Origin of the sequence: Azorhizobium doebereinerae UFLA1-100, from assembly GCF_000473085.1 — a bacterium.
Taxonomy (GTDB): Bacteria; Pseudomonadota; Alphaproteobacteria; order Rhizobiales; family Xanthobacteraceae; genus Azorhizobium; species Azorhizobium doebereinerae.
Genome location: NZ_AXBA01000006.1, coordinates 155,217 through 170,636 on the forward strand (window position 1 = coordinate 155,217; position 15,420 = coordinate 170,636).

Genomic DNA, 15,420 nt, shown 5'->3' on the forward strand with positions numbered 1-15,420 from the left:
CAAGAGGCCGAAAGCCCCGCACGGCAACGGGCGGTGGATCGCGGCTACGGAGAGCCAAATGCCCAAGATGAAGACCAAGTCGGGAGCGAAGAAACGCTTCCGCCTGACGGGTACTGGAAAAGTGATCGCGGCCCAGGCCGGTAAGCGGCATGGGATGATCAAGCGGACCAACAAGACGATCCGCAACCAGCGCGGCACCACGATCCTGAGCGAGAGCGATGGGCGCGTGATCCGCAAGTCGTTCCTGCCGAACGGCTGACGCCACAACCGCGATCAAAGGAAATCATCCATGGCCCGCGTGAAACGTGGCGTTACATCACACGCCAAACACAAGAAGGTCTTCAAAGCCGCCAAGGGCTTTTACGGCCGTCGCAAGAATACCATCCGCGCTGCGAAGTCGGCCGTCGAACGGTCGATGCAGTACAATTACCGCGATCGCAAGATCAAGAAGCGCACGTTCCGCGCGCTCTGGATCCAGCGTATCAACGCGGGTGTGCGTGAGCTCGGCATGACCTACGGCCGATTTATCGATGGTCTCGGCAAGGCCGGGATCGAGGTGGATCGCAAGGTGCTCTCGGATATCGCCATCCATGAGCCCGAGACCCTGAAGGCCCTGGTGGAGAAGGCGCAGGCTGCCCTCGCGGCCTGAGCTTCCGCTTCGGCGCATCCCGCTTGTCCGAGACCTGAAAGCCCCGTGCGCCGAGCGTCCGGGGCTTTTGGCGTTTGTGCCGTGCGGATATAAGGCGCGCGGCGCCCCTGCTCGTGCCGTCCCGCTCGCCCCTGAAGGTTTGCCATGTCCGCATTCGTCCTCACCGACCATCCCGCCCTCGACGCTCTGGAGCGGGAGATCGCCGGCGCCATCCTTGCCGCCGCCGGCGAGGCGGAGCTGGAGCAGGTGCGCGTCTCCGCCCTCGGCAAGAAGGGCAGCGTCTCCGAACTGCTGAAATCCCTCGGCGGCATGTCGCCGGACGAGCGCAAGGTCATGGGGCCGGCCATCAACGGCCTGCGCGACCGCGTGCAGGGCCTGCTGACCGCCCGCAAGGAGACGCTGAAGCAGGCGGCCCTCGAAGCCCGCCTCGCCACCGAGCGCCTGGACGTCACCCTGCCGATCCGCGAGACCCCGGCCGAGATCGGCCGCGTCCACCCGATCGCGCAGGTGACGGAAGAACTGACCGCCATCTTCGCCGACATGGGCTTCTCAGTGGCGGAAGGGCCGGACATCGAGACCGACTTCCACAATTTCACCGCGCTGAACTTCCCCGCCGGCCATCCGGCGCGGGAGATGCACGACACCTTCTTCCTGCCGCCCAATGCCGAGGGCGAGCGCATGGTGCTGCGCACCCACACCTCGCCGGTGCAGGTGCGCACCATGCTCGGCCAGAAGCCGCCGATCCGCGTCATCTGCCCCGGCCGTACCTATCGCTGCGACAGCGACCAGACTCACACCCCCATGTTCCATCAGGTGGAGGGGCTGGTGATCGACAAGGGCTCGCACATGGGCCACCTGAAGTGGATCCTGCAGGAATTCTGCAAGGCCTTCTTCGAGGTGGAGAATGTGACCATGCGCTTCCGCCCGTCCTTCTTCCCCTTCACCGAGCCGAGCATGGAAGTGGACATCCAGTGCGACCGCTCGCGCCCCGGCGAGATCCGCTTCGGCGAGGGCAATGACTGGCTGGAGATCCTGGGCTGCGGCATGGTGCACCCGAACGTGCTGCGCAATTGCGGCATCGACCCGGACGAGTACCAGGGCTTCGCCTGGGGCATGGGCATCGACCGCATCGCCATGCTGAAGTACGGCATGAACGACCTGCGCGCCTTCTTCGAGGCCGACGTGCGCTGGCTGTCGCACTACGGCTTCCGCCCGCTCGACTTCCCGACGCTCGCCGGCGGCCTCAGCGCCTGAGGCCGCTGCCCGCCGCCGTCATCCGTCCGATCCTCCCGCGGCCGCGCGCTTTGAGAGCGCAGGCCGGCCGCCCCTTGAAGGCATCCGCGCCATGAAGTTCACCTGGTCCTGGCTCCAAGAGCATCTCGAAACCACCCAGCCGATGGACGCCATCGTCGAGAAGCTGTCCCTCATCGGGCTCGAAGTGGAGGGCGTCGAGGACAAGGCGAAGGCGCTGAAGCCATTCATCGTCGGCGAGGTGCTGACCGCCGAGAAGCACCCCAACGCCGACAAGCTGCGCCTGTGCACGGTGGACGTGGGCACCGGCAGCCCGGTGCAGGTGGTGTGCGGCGCGCCGAACGCACGCGCCGGCATCAAGGTGGTGTTCGCCGCGCCGGGCACCGTCATCCCGGCCTCCGGCGCCGAGTTGAAGATCGGCACCATCCGTGGCGTCGAGAGCCGGGGCATGATGTGCTCGGCCCGGGAGCTCGGCCTCTCCGACGAGCACGAGGGCATCATCGAGCTGCCCGCCGACGCGCCCGTGGGCGCGCCCTTCGCGGATGTGCTCGGCCTCAACGACCCGGTGATCGAGATCGCCGTGACGCCCAATCGCGCGGACTGCCTCGGCGTCTCGGGCGTCGCCCGCGATCTCGCCGCCGCGGGCCTGGGCGAGCTGATGGCGCCGCGCATCGCCCCGGTGGCGGGCACCTTCCCCGCCCCGCTGATGGCGACGCTCGATTTCGGCGAGACCCCCGCCCTCTGCCCGGCCTTTGCCCTGCGCGTGGTGCGCGGCGTGAAGAACGGCCCCTCGCCGGAGTGGCTCCAGGACAAGCTGCGCGCCATCGGTCTGCGCCCGATCAACGCGCTGGTAGACGTCACCAACTTCCTCACCTTCGACCGCAACCGGCCGCTGCACGTGTTCGACCTGAAGAAGGTGACCGGCAACCTCGTGGTGCGCCGGGCCAAGGCGGGCGAGACGCTGCTGGCGCTCGACGGCAAGACCTACACGCTCGACGAGGCCATGTGCGTGATCGCCGACGACAAGGGCGTCGAGAGCCTCGCCGGCGTCATGGGCGGCGAGGAGAGCGGCTGCGACGAGACCACCACCGACGTGGTGATCGAGAGCGCGCTGTGGGACCCCATCAACATCGCCCAGACCGGCCGCAAGCTGGGGCTGAATTCCGATGCGCGCTTCCGCTTCGAGCGCGGCATCGATCCGGCCTTCACCGTGCCGGGCCTGGAACTGGCCACGCACCTCATTCTCGACTTCTGCGGCGGCGAGCCCTCCGAGGTGGTGCTGGCCGGGGCGATCCCGGACACAAGCCGCACCATCGCCTTCCCGCTCGCCGAGGTGAAGCGCCTCTCCGGCCTTGAGGCCACGCGCGAGGAGATCCTCGACGTGCTGGGCAAGCTCGGCTTCGAGGCCTCCGGCTCCGGCGAAGTGCTGGACGTGGTGCCGCCCTCCTGGCGCGGCGACGTGGAGGGCAAGGCCGACCTCGTGGAAGAGGTGGTGCGCATTCTCGGTCTCGAGCGCGTGGCGCCGACCGAGTTTCCGCGCGGCGATGCCCGCCGCCCGGTGCTGACCGCGCTGCAATTGCGCACCCGCAAGGCGCGCCGGTCGCTGGCCGCGCGCGGGCTGGTGGAGGCGGTCACCTGGTCTTTCGTCTCCAAGGCCGAGGCCGAGCTGTTCGGCGGCGGCGCGGCGGAACTCGCCCTGATCAACCCCATCGCCTCGGATCTCTCCAACATGCGCCCGAGCCTGCTGCCGGGCCTCATCCGCTCGGCCCAGGCCAATGCGGATCGCGGCTTCGGCGACGTGGCGCTGTTCGAGGTGGGGCAGGTGTTCGCCGGTGACCGGCCGAAGGACCAGACCCAGCAGGCCTCCGGCATCCGCCGCGCCACCGCCAAGCCGTCCGGCGCCGGCCGCCATTGGTCCGGCAAGGCGGGCAGCGTGGATGCTTTCGACGCCAAGGCCGACGCGCTGGCGGCGCTGGCCGCCTGCGGCGCGCCGGTGGCCAATCTCCAGGTCACGCGCGATGCCCCGGCCTGGTATCACCCCGGCCGCTCGGGGGTGTTCCGCCTGGGGCCGAACGTGATCGGCACCTTCGGCGAGCTGCATCCCTCCGTGCTGGAGGCGCTGGACGTGTCCGGCCCCATCGTCGCCTTCGAACTGACGCTCGACCGTGTGCCGGAGCCCAAGGCCAAGCCCACCAAGGTGAAGCCGCTGCTCGACCTGTCCGCCTTCCAGCCGGTGAAGCGCGACTTCGCCTTCCTGGTGGACCGCTCCGTCGCCGCCGCCGACATCCTTAAGGCGGCCCAGGGCGTGGACAGGAAGCTGGTGACCGAAGTGAACGTGTTCGACCTCTATGAGGGCGCGGGCATGGGCGAGGACAAGAAGTCCGTGGCCATCGAAGTCACGCTTCAGCCGCGCGAGCGCACGCTGACCGACGTCGAGATCGAGGCGGTGGCGGGCAAGATCGTGGCCGAAGTCACCAAGAAGACCGGCGCGGCCCTGCGCGCCTGACGTCCCTTCAGCGTCAGGGCGCGAGGCTCGCGCCCTGAACGCCGAGGATGCGCAACGCCTGCCCCGCCGCCCGCTCGCCGGACAGCCAGGCGCCGGGCACCGTGCCCCACAGGGTCTCGTGCGCATGCTCGCCGGCGAACACCAGCCGGTTGGCCACCACTTCGGTGAAGGCGCGGCGCATGTTGCCGCTGCCGGGCAGGGCGCAGGAGATGGCGCCCAGCGCCAGCGGCTCGCGGCTCCAGCGGGTCTGCACCACCTTGCCCATGCGCCGCGCCAGGTCGGCGCCGAAATTGGCCTGGAGCGCGCTTTTCACATAGTCCGCGCCGGACGTGGCGCCGCCGTCGGCAAGGCCCTGCGCCAATTGTCCGCCCACCTGAGCCACATGCACGTCGCTGCCGTTGACCCGGGCGATCAGGCGGAACGGCCGCTGGCCGGTGGTCTGGACCATAAGGGTCTCGTCGGGCGCCGCATTCAGGGGATTGCCCGGCAAGAGGAAGGCGATGTGGTCGCGCGCGCCGAGCGTGATGCGCTCCACCGCGCTGCGCTGGCGCGTGGGCAGGCCGGGCGTGATGCGGATCTTGCCCGCGGCGATCAGGCTGGGCGGAACCGCCAGGATCACCGCGCGGGCGGTGAGCAGGCCCTTGCTGGTGCGCACCTCCACGTTGCGGGGACCAAGGTCGATGACGCTCGCGGCGGTCTCCATCCGCACGGTGAGGCCCTGCGCCAGCTTGGTGACGAGGCTGCCGATGCCGGTGCGGCACAGCACCGCCTCATCGCGCTCCTCGGCGCGGGAGAAGTCCACCGTGGAGACCTGATCCAGTTCCTTGGCGCAACGCAGCGGGCCGATCATGAAGCTGGCGGCGGCGCCGAACGGGCCGAGATCCGGAGGCAGCACGCGTGCGGCGGGCAGATCGCGCCCCGCATCGCCGGCGGCGCCGATGGCGCGCTCCGCCCGCCGCACGGTGGCGGCGAAATCCTCATACGGGCTGTCGCTTGCCTCCTTCAGCCCCTGGTACAGCCGGGCGCCGCGCGGGGCCTCATAGAGGTCGAGCCCTGCCTGCCGCGCGAGGTCCACCACCGGCGCTCCGCCGGGCAGGAACAGCCGCGTGGCGCCGAGATCGAGCGGCAGGCCGAAGGCGGCGGTGTCGGTGAAGGCGCGCCCGCCGACGCGCTTGCCGGCCTCGATGAGCGCATAGGTGCGGCCCGCCGCCGCCACCTTGCGCGCGGCCGCGATGCCGGCGGCACCGGCGCCGATGATGACCACATCCACCTGGCCGGACGCCGGCACCTGCCCGAGCGCGCGGGAGAAGGCCGGCAAGGCAAAGGCGCCGGCGAGCAGGCCGCGGCGGGTGAGGGTGCCGGTCATCGCGCGGCCTCCGCCGGGCCGGCGGGGCGGTGCCGCACGGCCGGGCGGTCCTTCTGATGGGGCATGACGTCGTCCAGGGAAGCCATGCCCATGATGTAGCACGCACCCGCGCGGCGGGCGACGGCGGCGGCGCTCAGCTCTGCCGCTCCGCCACGAAACGGGCGGCGGCGGCGAGCGTGTCGCCGCGCGGGCCGAAGATGGAAAGGGCGGCGAGCGCCTCCTCCACCAGCCCGGCGAGCACCGTTCGCGCGGCCGGGAGGCCGAGCGCGGAGACGAGCGTCGCCTTGCCCGCCTCCTGGTCCTTGCCCACGGACTTGCCCACCGCCTCCGGGGTGCCTTCCACGTCCAGCAGGTCGTCGGCGATCTGGAAGGCGGCGCCCAGCGCCTTGCCATAGGCGGCCAGAGCGGTCCGTTCCTCCGGCGTCGCGCGGCCGAGCAGCGCCCCGGCCTCGACGCTGGCGGCGAGCAGGGCGCCGGTCTTCATGGCCTGGAGGTCGCGTATCTCCGGAATGTCGAGCGCCAGCGGGCCGGTGCCGCCGAAGCGGCCCTCCGCCGCGAGGTCAAGCATCTGTCCCCCCACCATGCCACCGAGGCCGGAGGCGCGCGCCAGGAGGCGCACCAGGGCGATGCGCACGGCGGGGTCGGCATGGGCCTCCTCGCCGGCCAGGAGGTCGAAGGCGAGGGTCAGCAGCGCGTCGCCCGCCAGGATCGCGGTGGCCTCGCCATAGGCCACATGCACCGTGGGCCGCCCCCGGCGCAGCATGTCGTTGTCCATGGCCGGCAGATCGTCATGGATGAGCGAGTAGCAATGCACGCATTCGAGTGCCGCCGCGGTGGTGATGGCGGCATGGGTGTCGATGCCGAACAGCGCCGCCGTCTCGACCACCAGCAGAGGCCGCAGCCGCTTGCCGCCGTCGAGGGCGCCGTGCCGCATGGCCTGGAGCAGCCGGTCCGGCCGCTGTCGCTCGCCGGCCTCGGGGACATCGTCGAGCGCGCGGGCAAGCCGCTGTTCGGTCGCCGTCGCGACTGCCTGGAACCGCGTGGCCAGGAGAGAGGAAGCGCTGGTCACGGCGTGAGGTCCCGGACGTGGCAATTGACGTTGGCGACGGGGTGCCCCAACCAGAGCGGACGGTCAAGCCGCCAGGGAACCCGAGCGGGAGCGGAACCGTTCCAGGAGGAATGCGTGGCGCGGCGGGGGAAAATGGGTGTTCTTGGCGTCATCCTGCGGATTGTCCTGGTCCTGGTGCTGGCGCCACTGGTGCTCGCCATCCTCTATAATGTGGTCAACCCGGTCTCGACCCTGATGATCGGCCGCTGGCTGACGGGCGCGCGGGTGGAGCGCGTCTGGACGCCCATCGATCGCATGTCGCCCATTCTGGTGCGCACCGTCGTCGCCTCCGAGGATGCCCGCTTCTGCCGGCACTGGGGTGTCGACGTCGGCGAGATCCGCGCCGCCATCGCCAAGGCGGACGACGATGTGGAGGATGCGCGCGGCGCCTCCACCATTCCCATGCAGGTGGCGAAGAACCTGTTCCTGTGGCCCGGCCGCTCCTTCATCCGCAAGGGGCTGGAACTGCCGCTGGCGCTGTGGATCGACCTGGTGCTGAGCAAGCGGCGGCTGATGGAAATCTATCTCAACATCGCCGAATGGGGGCCGGACGGGGAGTTCGGCGTCGAGGCCGGCGCGCAGCGGGCGCTGCGCAAGAGCGCGGCGCAGGTCTCCGCCTCGGAGGCGGCGCTGCTGGCGGTGATGCTGCCCAATCCCATCCGCCGCGATGCCGGCCGGCCCACGCCGGGGGTGCGCCGCCTCGCCGCCCGCCTCGACGGGCGGGTGGAGCAGGAGGGGCCGGAGATCGTGTCCTGCCTCAGGCTTGCGCGGTGAGGGGGCTGCCGCCGCCCGGGCCTTGATCCCGCCGCTGTCGCTCCCCACAACAGATGCATGTTAAGAGGAGCACGATGACCCAGCCCGTTTCCAGTGAGGCGCCCGTGTCCAGCCCGCAGCAAGCCGCCGCTCCCGCCAAGCCGAAGATGGGCCTCGGCCTCAAGATGGCGCTGGAGATGGGGCCGCTGGCTCTGTTCTTCGCCGGCAATTCCTATGGCGGCATCTATGTGGCCACCGGCGTGTTCATGGTGGCGACCCTCGCCGCGCTCGGCGCCATGTGGGTGCTGGCGCGCAAGATCGCGGTGATGCCGCTGGTCTCCGCCCTCGTGGTGATGGTGTTCGGCACGCTGACGCTGGTGCTGCAGGACGACCATTTCATCAAGATCAAGCCGACCATGGTGAATGCGCTGTTCGGTGCCCTGCTGCTGGGCGGCCTCGCGTTCCGCAAGCCGCTGCTGCCCTATGTGCTCGACGGCATGGTGAAGCTGACCGACACCGGCTGGCGTATCCTGACCATCCGCTGGGGCGTGTTCTTCCTGGCGATGGCGGTGCTGAACGAGGTGGTCTGGCGCTCGGTGTCCACCGACACCTGGGTCAATTTCAAGACCTTCGGCTATCTGCCGCTCACCTTCGTCTTCGCCATGGCGCAGGCCCCGCTGATGGCCCGCTACGAGGACAAGCACCCCGCTCCCGAGGCGTGAGCGCTCAGGATGCCGCCGGCTTGCCGGACAGGCGCTCAATCAGCGGCAGCAGCGTGTCCCTTATGGTCTGCTCGGTGAGCGGGCCGACGAACTTCTGCGCGATGGTGCCGTCGGGCGCCAGGACGAAGGTCTCCGGCACGCCATAGACGCCCCAGTCGATCGCCGAGCGGCCCGCGGGATCCACCCCCACCGCCGCATAGGGCAGGCCGAAGGTGCCGAGGAAGCGGCGGGCATTGTCCGGCAGGTCCTTGTAGTTGAGGCCCACCAGCAGGATGCGCGGGTCGCGGGACAGCGACATCAGCAGCGGGTGCTCCTCCCGGCACGGCGCGCACCAGGATGCCCACACATTCACCAAGGCCACCTTGCCGGCGAGCGCGGCCGAGGTGATGCCCGGCACCGGACCGCCGGCCGTCGAGAGGCCGGGCAGGGCCGCGAGGTCGAGCGCGGGCGCCTGCCGCCCGACGAGGGCGGAGGGGATGCGCGAGGGATCGCCCGCGAACAGCCGGATGAAGAACAGCCCCGCCAGCACGGCGAACGCCAGCAGCGGCAATATGACGACGAGGGGGCGACGCCGGCGTGGGGTGGTGGCGGTCATGGCTCAGCCCTGGCTGGCGCGGCGGCGGATGCCGCGCGCCTCAAGATCAGCCAGCGCCCGGCGCTGGGCGCGGTTGTCCAGGACCAGCGCCAGCGCCAGCGCGCCGAGGCCGAGGGCAGCCACGCCATAGGCGGCGGCAATGAAGGCGGCATGGCTCATGTCACAATCCTGCCTGGGCGGCGGCGCGGGCTTCGAGGGCCTGGACGCGGCGGCGCAGGATCTCCGTGCGCATGGCCAGCATGTGCAGGGCGAGGAACAGCAGGGTGAAGCCCGTGGCGCAGACCAGCAGCGGCCACAGCAGGCTGGGCGCGATGGTGGAGCCGCCCATGCGGAATACCGAGGCTGGCTGGTGCAGCGTGTTCCACCAGTCCACCGAGAACTTCACGATCGGCACGTTGATGAAGCCCACCAGGGTCAGCACCGCGGCGGCGCGTCCGGCGCGGTTGGGATCGTCGATCGCCGCGCGCAGCGCCATGACGCCCAGATAGAGCAGGAACAGCACCAGCACCGAGGTGAGCCGGGCATCCCACACCCAATAGGTGCCCCACATGGGCCGGCCCCACAGCGCGCCGGTGATCAGGCACAGGCAGGTGAAGGTGGCGCCGATGGGCGCGAGCGCCTTGTGCGCCACGTCCGCGAGCGGGTGGCGCCAGGCGAGGATGCCGAGCGAGGACACGGCCATGAGGCTGTAGCCGAACATGGAGAGCCAGGCGAACGGCACATGGATGTACATGATCCGCACCGTTTCGCCCTGCTGGTAGTCGGGCGGCGCCTGAAAGGCGAGCACGAGCCCGGCGCCGAGGACGAGCACCGCCGCGCCCGAGAGCCACGGCAGGAGCCGGTCGGACAGCCAGACGAAACGGGTGGGATTGGCGAGATTGAGCAGTCCCATGGGCAAGGGTTCTAGTGTGCCCCACGCCCCGTGGGAAGCCGTCTCCCCCTGTCACATCTTCGCGTGCCCTGCGGCTCAAGCCCGCGCCGTGCGCAGCGCCGCCGCCGCCGCCACCGGGCCGAGCACGAGGGAAAACAGCGTCAGCCCCATCAGGATGCGGAACGGGGTGCCGAACGGCACCGGCCCGGTGATGGCGGCGCTGGTGGCGGAGACGGCGAAGATCAGCACCGGAATGGCCAGCGGCAGGACCAGCACGGCGATCAGCAGCCCGCCTCGGCGGAAGGCGCCGGAGAAGGCCGCGCCGATGAGGCCGAGGGCGGTGACCGCCGGCGTGCCCACCAGCAAGGTGAGCACCACCGCGCCGATGGCGGTGGGATCGAGGTTGAGCATCAGGGCCAGCACCGGGGCCGCGAGCACCAGGGGCAGGCCGGTGGCGAGCCAATGGGCGAGGCCTTTCGCCGCGGCCACCAGCTCAAGCGGCAGCGGCGACAGGCAGAGGGCGTCGAGTGAGCCGTCTTCCACATCGCCCGCGAACAGCCGCTCCAGGCCGATGAGGCTGGCGAGCAGGGCGCCGATCCATAGGATGGCGGGGCCGATGCGCGCGAGCAGCGCCAGGTCCGGCCCCACCGCGAACGGCATGATGGTGACGACGGAGAGGAAAAAGACGACGCCCAGGCCCGCGCCGCCGCCGGAGCGCAGGGCGAGATGCAGGTCACGCCGCACGATGGCGAGGAAGGCTTCCATCATGACGGGCGCCGCGCCCCGAGCGCGAGTTCCTGGACAGTCGCGCCGAAATCCAGCGGCGTATGGGTGGCGGCCAGGATGATGCCGCCGCCGGCGAGATGGGCGCGCGCCAGTTCCGCGAATCGCGCCTGCGCGGTGACGTCGAGCGCGGTGGTGGGCTCGTCGAGCATCCAGACGAGGCGCCGGGTCACCAGCAGGCGGGCGATGGCGAGCCGCCGCTTCTGTCCGGCGGAGAGGACGGAGGCGGGCAGGCGCCCGAGGCCGCCCAGCCCCACCTCTTCGAGGGCCTCGTCCACGGCAAGGCCGGTGCGGCCGAGCACGTTGCGCCAGAAGGCGAGATTCTCCGCCACCGACAGCCCGCCCTTGAGCGCATCGTCATGGCCGAGATACTGCAACTGTTCTCTTAGACTAAGGTCTGGGTCCCCGCCGCGCAGGTGTATCGCACCCGCCGTGGCGCCGAGAAGGCCGGCCATGATGCGCAAAAGTGATGACTTTCCAGCGCCGTTCGGGCCGACCACCACCAGCGCATGGCCGGCCTGCGTCTCGAACGACAGGCCGGAGAACAGGAGCCTCTGGCCGCGCTGACACGAAAGGCCTTGTGCGCAAAGGGCTGGCGCGGTATCGGCCCGACCGGGCGAGGGCATTTCAAGTTGGTTCATTTTGGGTCGTCTTATCGCATGACCGCCGTTTGAAATGGCTCTATAAAGCGCCTGAACCGCACCGCCCATGGTGTCGGGGTATTCCGTTCCCCGCCGCTATGGCGCTTCGCGTCGGTCGATCATCGAACCGGAGAAAACGCGCCGTGACTTCTCTCGACAGCTTCAAGTGCCGCACCACCCTCACGGTGGATGACAAGGAATATGTCTATTACAGCCTTGAAGCGGCCGAGCAAAACGGGCTTCCCGGCGTCTCGCGCCTGCCCTTCTCCATGAAGGTGCTGCTGGAGAACCTCCTGCGTTACGAGGATGGCCGCTCCGTCACCAAGGACGACGTCGCCGCCATCGCCGAATGGCTCACCACCCGCGGCAAGGCCGAGCGCGAGATCGCCTACCGTCCCGCGCGCGTGCTGATGCAGGACTTCACCGGCGTTCCGGCGGTGGTGGACCTCGCCGCCATGCGCGACGCCATGGTGAACCTCGGCGGTGATCCGGCCAAGATCAATCCGCTGGTGCCGGTCGACCTGGTGATCGACCATTCGGTGATCGTCAACTTCTTCGGCTCGGACAACGCGCTGAAGAAGAATGTGGACGAGGAATACAAGCAGAACCAGGAGCGCTACCGCTTCCTGAAGTGGGGCCAGAGCGCGTTCGACAACTTCCGCGTTGTCCCGCCCGGCACCGGCATCTGCCACCAGGTGAACCTGGAATATCTCGCCCAGACGGTGTGGACCCGCAAGGAAGAGATCAACGGCAAGACGGTCACCGTCGCTTATCCCGACACGCTGGTCGGCACCGACAGCCACACCACCATGGTCAACGGCCTCGGCGTGCTGGGCTGGGGCGTGGGCGGCATCGAGGCGGAAGCGGCCATGCTCGGCCAGCCCATCTCCATGCTCATCCCCGAGGTGATCGGCTTCAAGCTGGACGGCAAGCTGAAGGAAGGCATCACCGCCACCGACCTCGTGCTCACTGTCACCCAGATGCTCCGCAAGAAGGGCGTGGTGGGCAAGTTCGTGGAATTCTTCGGTCCCGGCCTGGAGCACCTCTCGCTCGCCGACCGCGCCACCATTGCCAACATGGCGCCCGAATATGGCGCGACCTGCGGCTTCTTCCCGGTGGACCGCGAGACCATCGACTATCTTGACGAGACCGGCCGCAAGGACAGCCGCGTCAAGCTCGTGGAGGCCTACAGCAAGGCCCAGGGCATGTGGCGCAAGAAGGACACCCCCGACCCGGTGTTCACCGACACGCTGGGGCTCGATCTCGACACCGTGCTGCCGTCCCTGGCCGGCCCGAAGCGCCCGCAGGACCGTGTGCTGCTTTCCGACACCAAGGCCGGCTTCCTCTCCGCTCTGGCGGGCGAGTTCAAGAAGCCCGGCGAGGCCGACAAGGAAGTGCCGGTGGCCGGCACCGATTATTCCGTCGGCCATGGCGACGTGGTGATCGCCGCCATCACCTCCTGCACCAACACCTCCAACCCGAGCGTGCTCATCGCCGCCGGCCTTCTCGCCCGCAACGCGGCCAAGAAGGGCCTGAAGTCCAAGCCGTGGGTGAAGACCTCGCTGGCGCCCGGCTCGCAGGTGGTGGCCGAATATCTCGACAAGTCCGGCCTCCAGGAAGACCTGGACAAGCTCGGCTTCAACCTCGTGGGCTTCGGCTGCACCACCTGCATCGGCAATTCCGGCCCGCTGCCGGAGGCGATCTCCGCTGCCGTCAACGAGGGCGACCTCGTGGCCGCCGCCGTGCTCTCGGGCAACCGCAACTTCGAAGGCCGCGTGAATCCCGACGTGAAGGCGAACTATCTCGCCTCCCCGCCGCTGGTGGTCGCCTATGCGCTCGCCGGCTCGCTGGCCATCGATCTGACCACCGAGCCGCTCGGCACCGACAAGGATGGCGAGCCCGTCTATCTCAAGGACATCTGGCCCTCCAACAAGGAGATCGCCCAGTACATCCGCGAGAATGTCACCAAGAAGATGTTCAAGGAAAAATATTCCGACGTCTTCAAGGGCGACGAGAACTGGCAGAAGATCGCCATTCCCACCGGCCAGACCTACGCTTGGCAGGACAGCTCCACCTATGTGCAGAACCCGCCGTACTTCGTGGGCATCAGCAAGGAGCCGGAGCCGGTCACGGACATCGAGAAGGCCCGCATCCTTGGCCTGTTCCTCGACAGCATCACCACCGACCACATCTCGCCCGCCGGCTCCATCAAGGCGTCGAGCCCGGCCGGCCAGTATCTGGTCGAGCATCAGGTGCGCCCGGTGGACTTCAACCAGTACGGCACCCGCCGCGGCAACCACGAAGTGATGATGCGCGGCACCTTCGCCAACATCCGCATCAAGAACCAGATGGTTCCGGGCGTGGAAGGCGGCGTGACGCTGCACTATCCGGACGGCGGGCAACTGGCGATCTATGACGCGGCCATGAAGTACAAGGCCGAGGGCGTGCCGCTGGTGGTGTTCGCCGGCAAGGAATACGGCACCGGCTCGTCCCGCGACTGGGCGGCGAAGGGCACCAAGCTGCTCGGCGTGCGCGCGGTCATCGCCCAGTCCTTCGAGCGCATCCACCGCTCGAACCTGGTGGGCATGGGCATCGTGCCGCTGGTGTTCCAGGACGGCACCTCCTGGCAGACGCTCGGCCTGAAGGGCGACGAGGAAGTCACCATCCTGGGCCTTGCCGGGGACATCAAGCCGCGCCAGACCATGGACGCGCAGATCACTTTCGCCGACGGCCGCACCGAGACCGTCACGCTGATCTGCCGCATCGATACGCTGGACGAGCTGGATTACTTCCGCTCCGGCGGCATCCTGCCCTACGTGCTGCGTCACCTCGCGGCGTGAGTTGACGGCGGGCGGGGGATGCGCGGCATCTCCCGCCCGTTTTGCATCCGGCGGCCGCCCGGCCCCAGGCCGCTCGCGGGCGCGTGTTCCGTCCCCGCCGCGTCTCACCTTGAATTGACTCGCCCCGGCCTCCCGTGGGGCCTATCCGTTGGGCTCGCGCTTCTTTCCAGGCAAGGTCCCGCTCGACGTCCATGATCCTCCCGCTGCTGCCCCGACTGTCCCTCTGTGCCGCGCTGGTGGTCGCCCTGGCGGGCGTCGCCGTCCCGACGGCGCGGGCGGAGGATGCGGTGCGGCCGGGTCCGGCACCGGCCGCCGAGCCGATGCCCAAGGCGGTGGTGGAATTGTTCACCAGCCAGGGCTGCGCCTCCTGCCCGCCCGCCGACGCGCTGCTGGGCGAACTGGCCCGCGATCCCGGCATCATTCCGCTCACGCTTGCGGTGGACTACTGGGACTATATCGGCTGGAAGGACACCCTGGCCCAGCACGGCCACTCGCAGCGCCAGCGGGCTTATGCGGACGTGCGCGGCGATCGCAAGATCTACACGCCGCAGATGGTGGTGGACGGCATCCAGGCCGCCATCGGCAGCGACCGCCCGGCGGTGGAGAAGGCGCTGGTGAGCGCCAAGGCTGGCGGCTCGGCGATGACGGTGCCGGTCAGCCTCGCGCGCGAAGGCGACGACCTCGTGGTCGATGTGCGGGCCTTGCCCCGCGCGCCCGGCGCGGAAGTGTGGGCCTGCCCGGTGATCCGCAGCCACACGGTGGCGATTGGGCGCGGCGAGAATGGCGGCCGCAACGTCACCTATACCAATGTGGTGCGCGGCTGGGTGCGGGTCGGCACATGGGACGGCGATGCCGAGCGCTTCAAGGTCCCGGTCAACCAGCTGCGCCTCGAAGGGGTCAATGCGGTGGTGGTGCTGCTCCAGTCCGGCACCTTCGCAGCCCCAGGCCCGATCCTCGGCGCCGCGACCCTTCCCCTGAACTGAACCGGCCGGTCCTGGCCGTCGCCCACGAGCGCGGAGTTCCCCGACGCACGAAAAAGGCCGCTTTCGCGGCCTTGGAAGTTTGCAAAATTTTGGAAGTGTAGCAGTGGCCGGTTCACGCCACCCCGGGGGGCTGGGGGGCTGGGATAGACCGGAGCGGCAGCGAACCGGCCCTGCTACGGGTACGAAGATCGCGCCGCCCCTTGTCGGCGTCTTGACCGAAATCCGGCGAGACTGTGTTCGCGTTTGACGACCCCGTGATCGCCCGAGATCGCGGTCCCGTATCCGTTGCGGCGCAGCACAAGCCGGCTATCAAACCCCCTTGAAAGCCGGGGAGCCTGCGGCGATCATCGCG

Annotated in this window: 15 protein-coding genes; 8 read left to right on the forward strand and 7 right to left on the reverse strand. The window is 69.4% G+C overall.

What is annotated here, in order from left to right; all coding sequences use genetic code 11:
- Positions 1 to 58: 58 nt before the first annotated feature.
- The 4 genes from rpmI to pheT all read left to right on the forward strand — a co-directional run bounded on the left by rpmI (position 59) and on the right by pheT (position 4,406).
- On the forward strand, positions 59 to 259 hold the full coding sequence (gene rpmI, locus YU1_RS0108010) for a 50S ribosomal protein L35 (RefSeq protein WP_029003627.1): 201 nt from the start codon (positions 59 to 61) through the stop codon (positions 257 to 259).
- 30 nt (positions 260 to 289) lie between these two features.
- The gene (gene rplT, locus YU1_RS0108015) at positions 290 to 649 is read left to right on the forward strand and encodes a 50S ribosomal protein L20 (protein ID WP_029003628.1); all 360 of its coding nucleotides are present in this window, start codon (positions 290 to 292) and stop codon (positions 647 to 649) included.
- 144 nt (positions 650 to 793) lie between these two features.
- Positions 794 to 1,903 carry a phenylalanine--tRNA ligase subunit alpha gene (gene pheS / locus YU1_RS0108020; protein ID WP_029003629.1) on the forward strand — a complete coding sequence of 370 codons (1,110 nt, stop codon included), beginning with the start codon at positions 794 to 796 and terminating at the stop codon, positions 1,901 to 1,903.
- 91 nt (positions 1,904 to 1,994) lie between these two features.
- Entirely contained in the window at positions 1,995 to 4,406 is a 2,412-nt protein-coding gene (gene pheT / locus YU1_RS0108025) for a phenylalanine--tRNA ligase subunit beta (RefSeq protein ID WP_029003630.1), read from the forward strand.
- 13 nt (positions 4,407 to 4,419) lie between these two features.
- Here the strand turns inward: pheT and YU1_RS28520 are convergent, their stop codons facing one another.
- A complete protein-coding gene (locus YU1_RS28520) occupies positions 4,420 to 5,772 on the reverse strand; it encodes a flavin monoamine oxidase family protein (RefSeq protein ID WP_035714409.1) in 1,353 nt (450 codons plus the stop codon).
- Positions 5,773 to 5,905: 133 nt separating this feature from the next.
- Complete coding sequence (locus YU1_RS0108035) at positions 5,906 to 6,841, reverse strand: polyprenyl synthetase family protein (RefSeq protein ID WP_029003631.1); 936 nt, start codon at positions 6,839 to 6,841, stop codon at positions 5,906 to 5,908.
- A gap of 132 nt (positions 6,842 to 6,973) precedes the next feature.
- Between YU1_RS0108035 and mtgA the strand changes: the two genes are divergently transcribed.
- Positions 6,974 to 7,654 carry a monofunctional biosynthetic peptidoglycan transglycosylase gene (gene mtgA, locus YU1_RS0108040; protein WP_029003632.1) on the forward strand — a complete coding sequence of 227 codons (681 nt, stop codon included), beginning with the start codon at positions 6,974 to 6,976 and terminating at the stop codon, positions 7,652 to 7,654.
- A 146-nt stretch (positions 7,655 to 7,800) separates the two neighbouring features.
- Positions 7,801 to 8,355, forward strand: coding sequence for a septation protein A (locus YU1_RS0108045; protein WP_029003633.1), 555 nt, complete (start codon positions 7,801 to 7,803; stop codon positions 8,353 to 8,355).
- 4 nt (positions 8,356 to 8,359) lie between these two features.
- Here the strand turns inward: YU1_RS0108045 and YU1_RS0108050 are convergent, their stop codons facing one another.
- The 5 genes from YU1_RS0108050 to ccmA all read right to left on the reverse strand — a co-directional run bounded on the left by YU1_RS0108050 (position 8,360) and on the right by ccmA (position 11,245).
- On the reverse strand, positions 8,360 to 8,950 hold the full coding sequence (locus YU1_RS0108050) for a DsbE family thiol:disulfide interchange protein (RefSeq protein ID WP_029003634.1): 591 nt from the start codon (positions 8,948 to 8,950) through the stop codon (positions 8,360 to 8,362).
- A 3-nt stretch (positions 8,951 to 8,953) separates the two neighbouring features.
- Complete coding sequence (ccmD, locus tag YU1_RS0108055) at positions 8,954 to 9,109, reverse strand: heme exporter protein CcmD (protein ID WP_029003635.1); 156 nt, start codon at positions 9,107 to 9,109, stop codon at positions 8,954 to 8,956.
- A gap of 1 nt (position 9,110) precedes the next feature.
- On the reverse strand, positions 9,111 to 9,842 hold the full coding sequence (locus tag YU1_RS0108060) for a heme ABC transporter permease (RefSeq protein ID WP_029003636.1): 732 nt from the start codon (positions 9,840 to 9,842) through the stop codon (positions 9,111 to 9,113).
- A gap of 75 nt (positions 9,843 to 9,917) precedes the next feature.
- Positions 9,918 to 10,586, reverse strand: a complete 669-nt coding sequence (gene ccmB / locus YU1_RS0108065) for a heme exporter protein CcmB (RefSeq protein WP_029003637.1) — start codon at positions 10,584 to 10,586, stop codon at positions 9,918 to 9,920.
- Positions 10,586 to 11,245, reverse strand: a complete 660-nt coding sequence (gene ccmA / locus YU1_RS28525) for a heme ABC exporter ATP-binding protein CcmA (protein ID WP_245263262.1) — start codon at positions 11,243 to 11,245, stop codon at positions 10,586 to 10,588. Before ccmA ends, ccmB begins: the two co-directional genes overlap by 1 nt.
- Positions 11,246 to 11,388: 143 nt before the next feature.
- Here ccmA and acnA point away from each other — a divergent pair, with 143 nt between their 5' ends.
- Both acnA and YU1_RS0108080 read left to right on the forward strand, forming a co-directional pair.
- Positions 11,389 to 14,085 carry an aconitate hydratase AcnA gene (gene acnA, locus YU1_RS0108075; RefSeq protein ID WP_029003638.1) on the forward strand — a complete coding sequence of 899 codons (2,697 nt, stop codon included), beginning with the start codon at positions 11,389 to 11,391 and terminating at the stop codon, positions 14,083 to 14,085.
- 191 nt (positions 14,086 to 14,276) lie between these two features.
- Complete coding sequence (locus tag YU1_RS0108080; protein ID WP_029003639.1) at positions 14,277 to 15,068, forward strand: DUF1223 domain-containing protein; 792 nt, start codon at positions 14,277 to 14,279, stop codon at positions 15,066 to 15,068.
- Positions 15,069 to 15,420 lie beyond the last annotated feature (352 nt).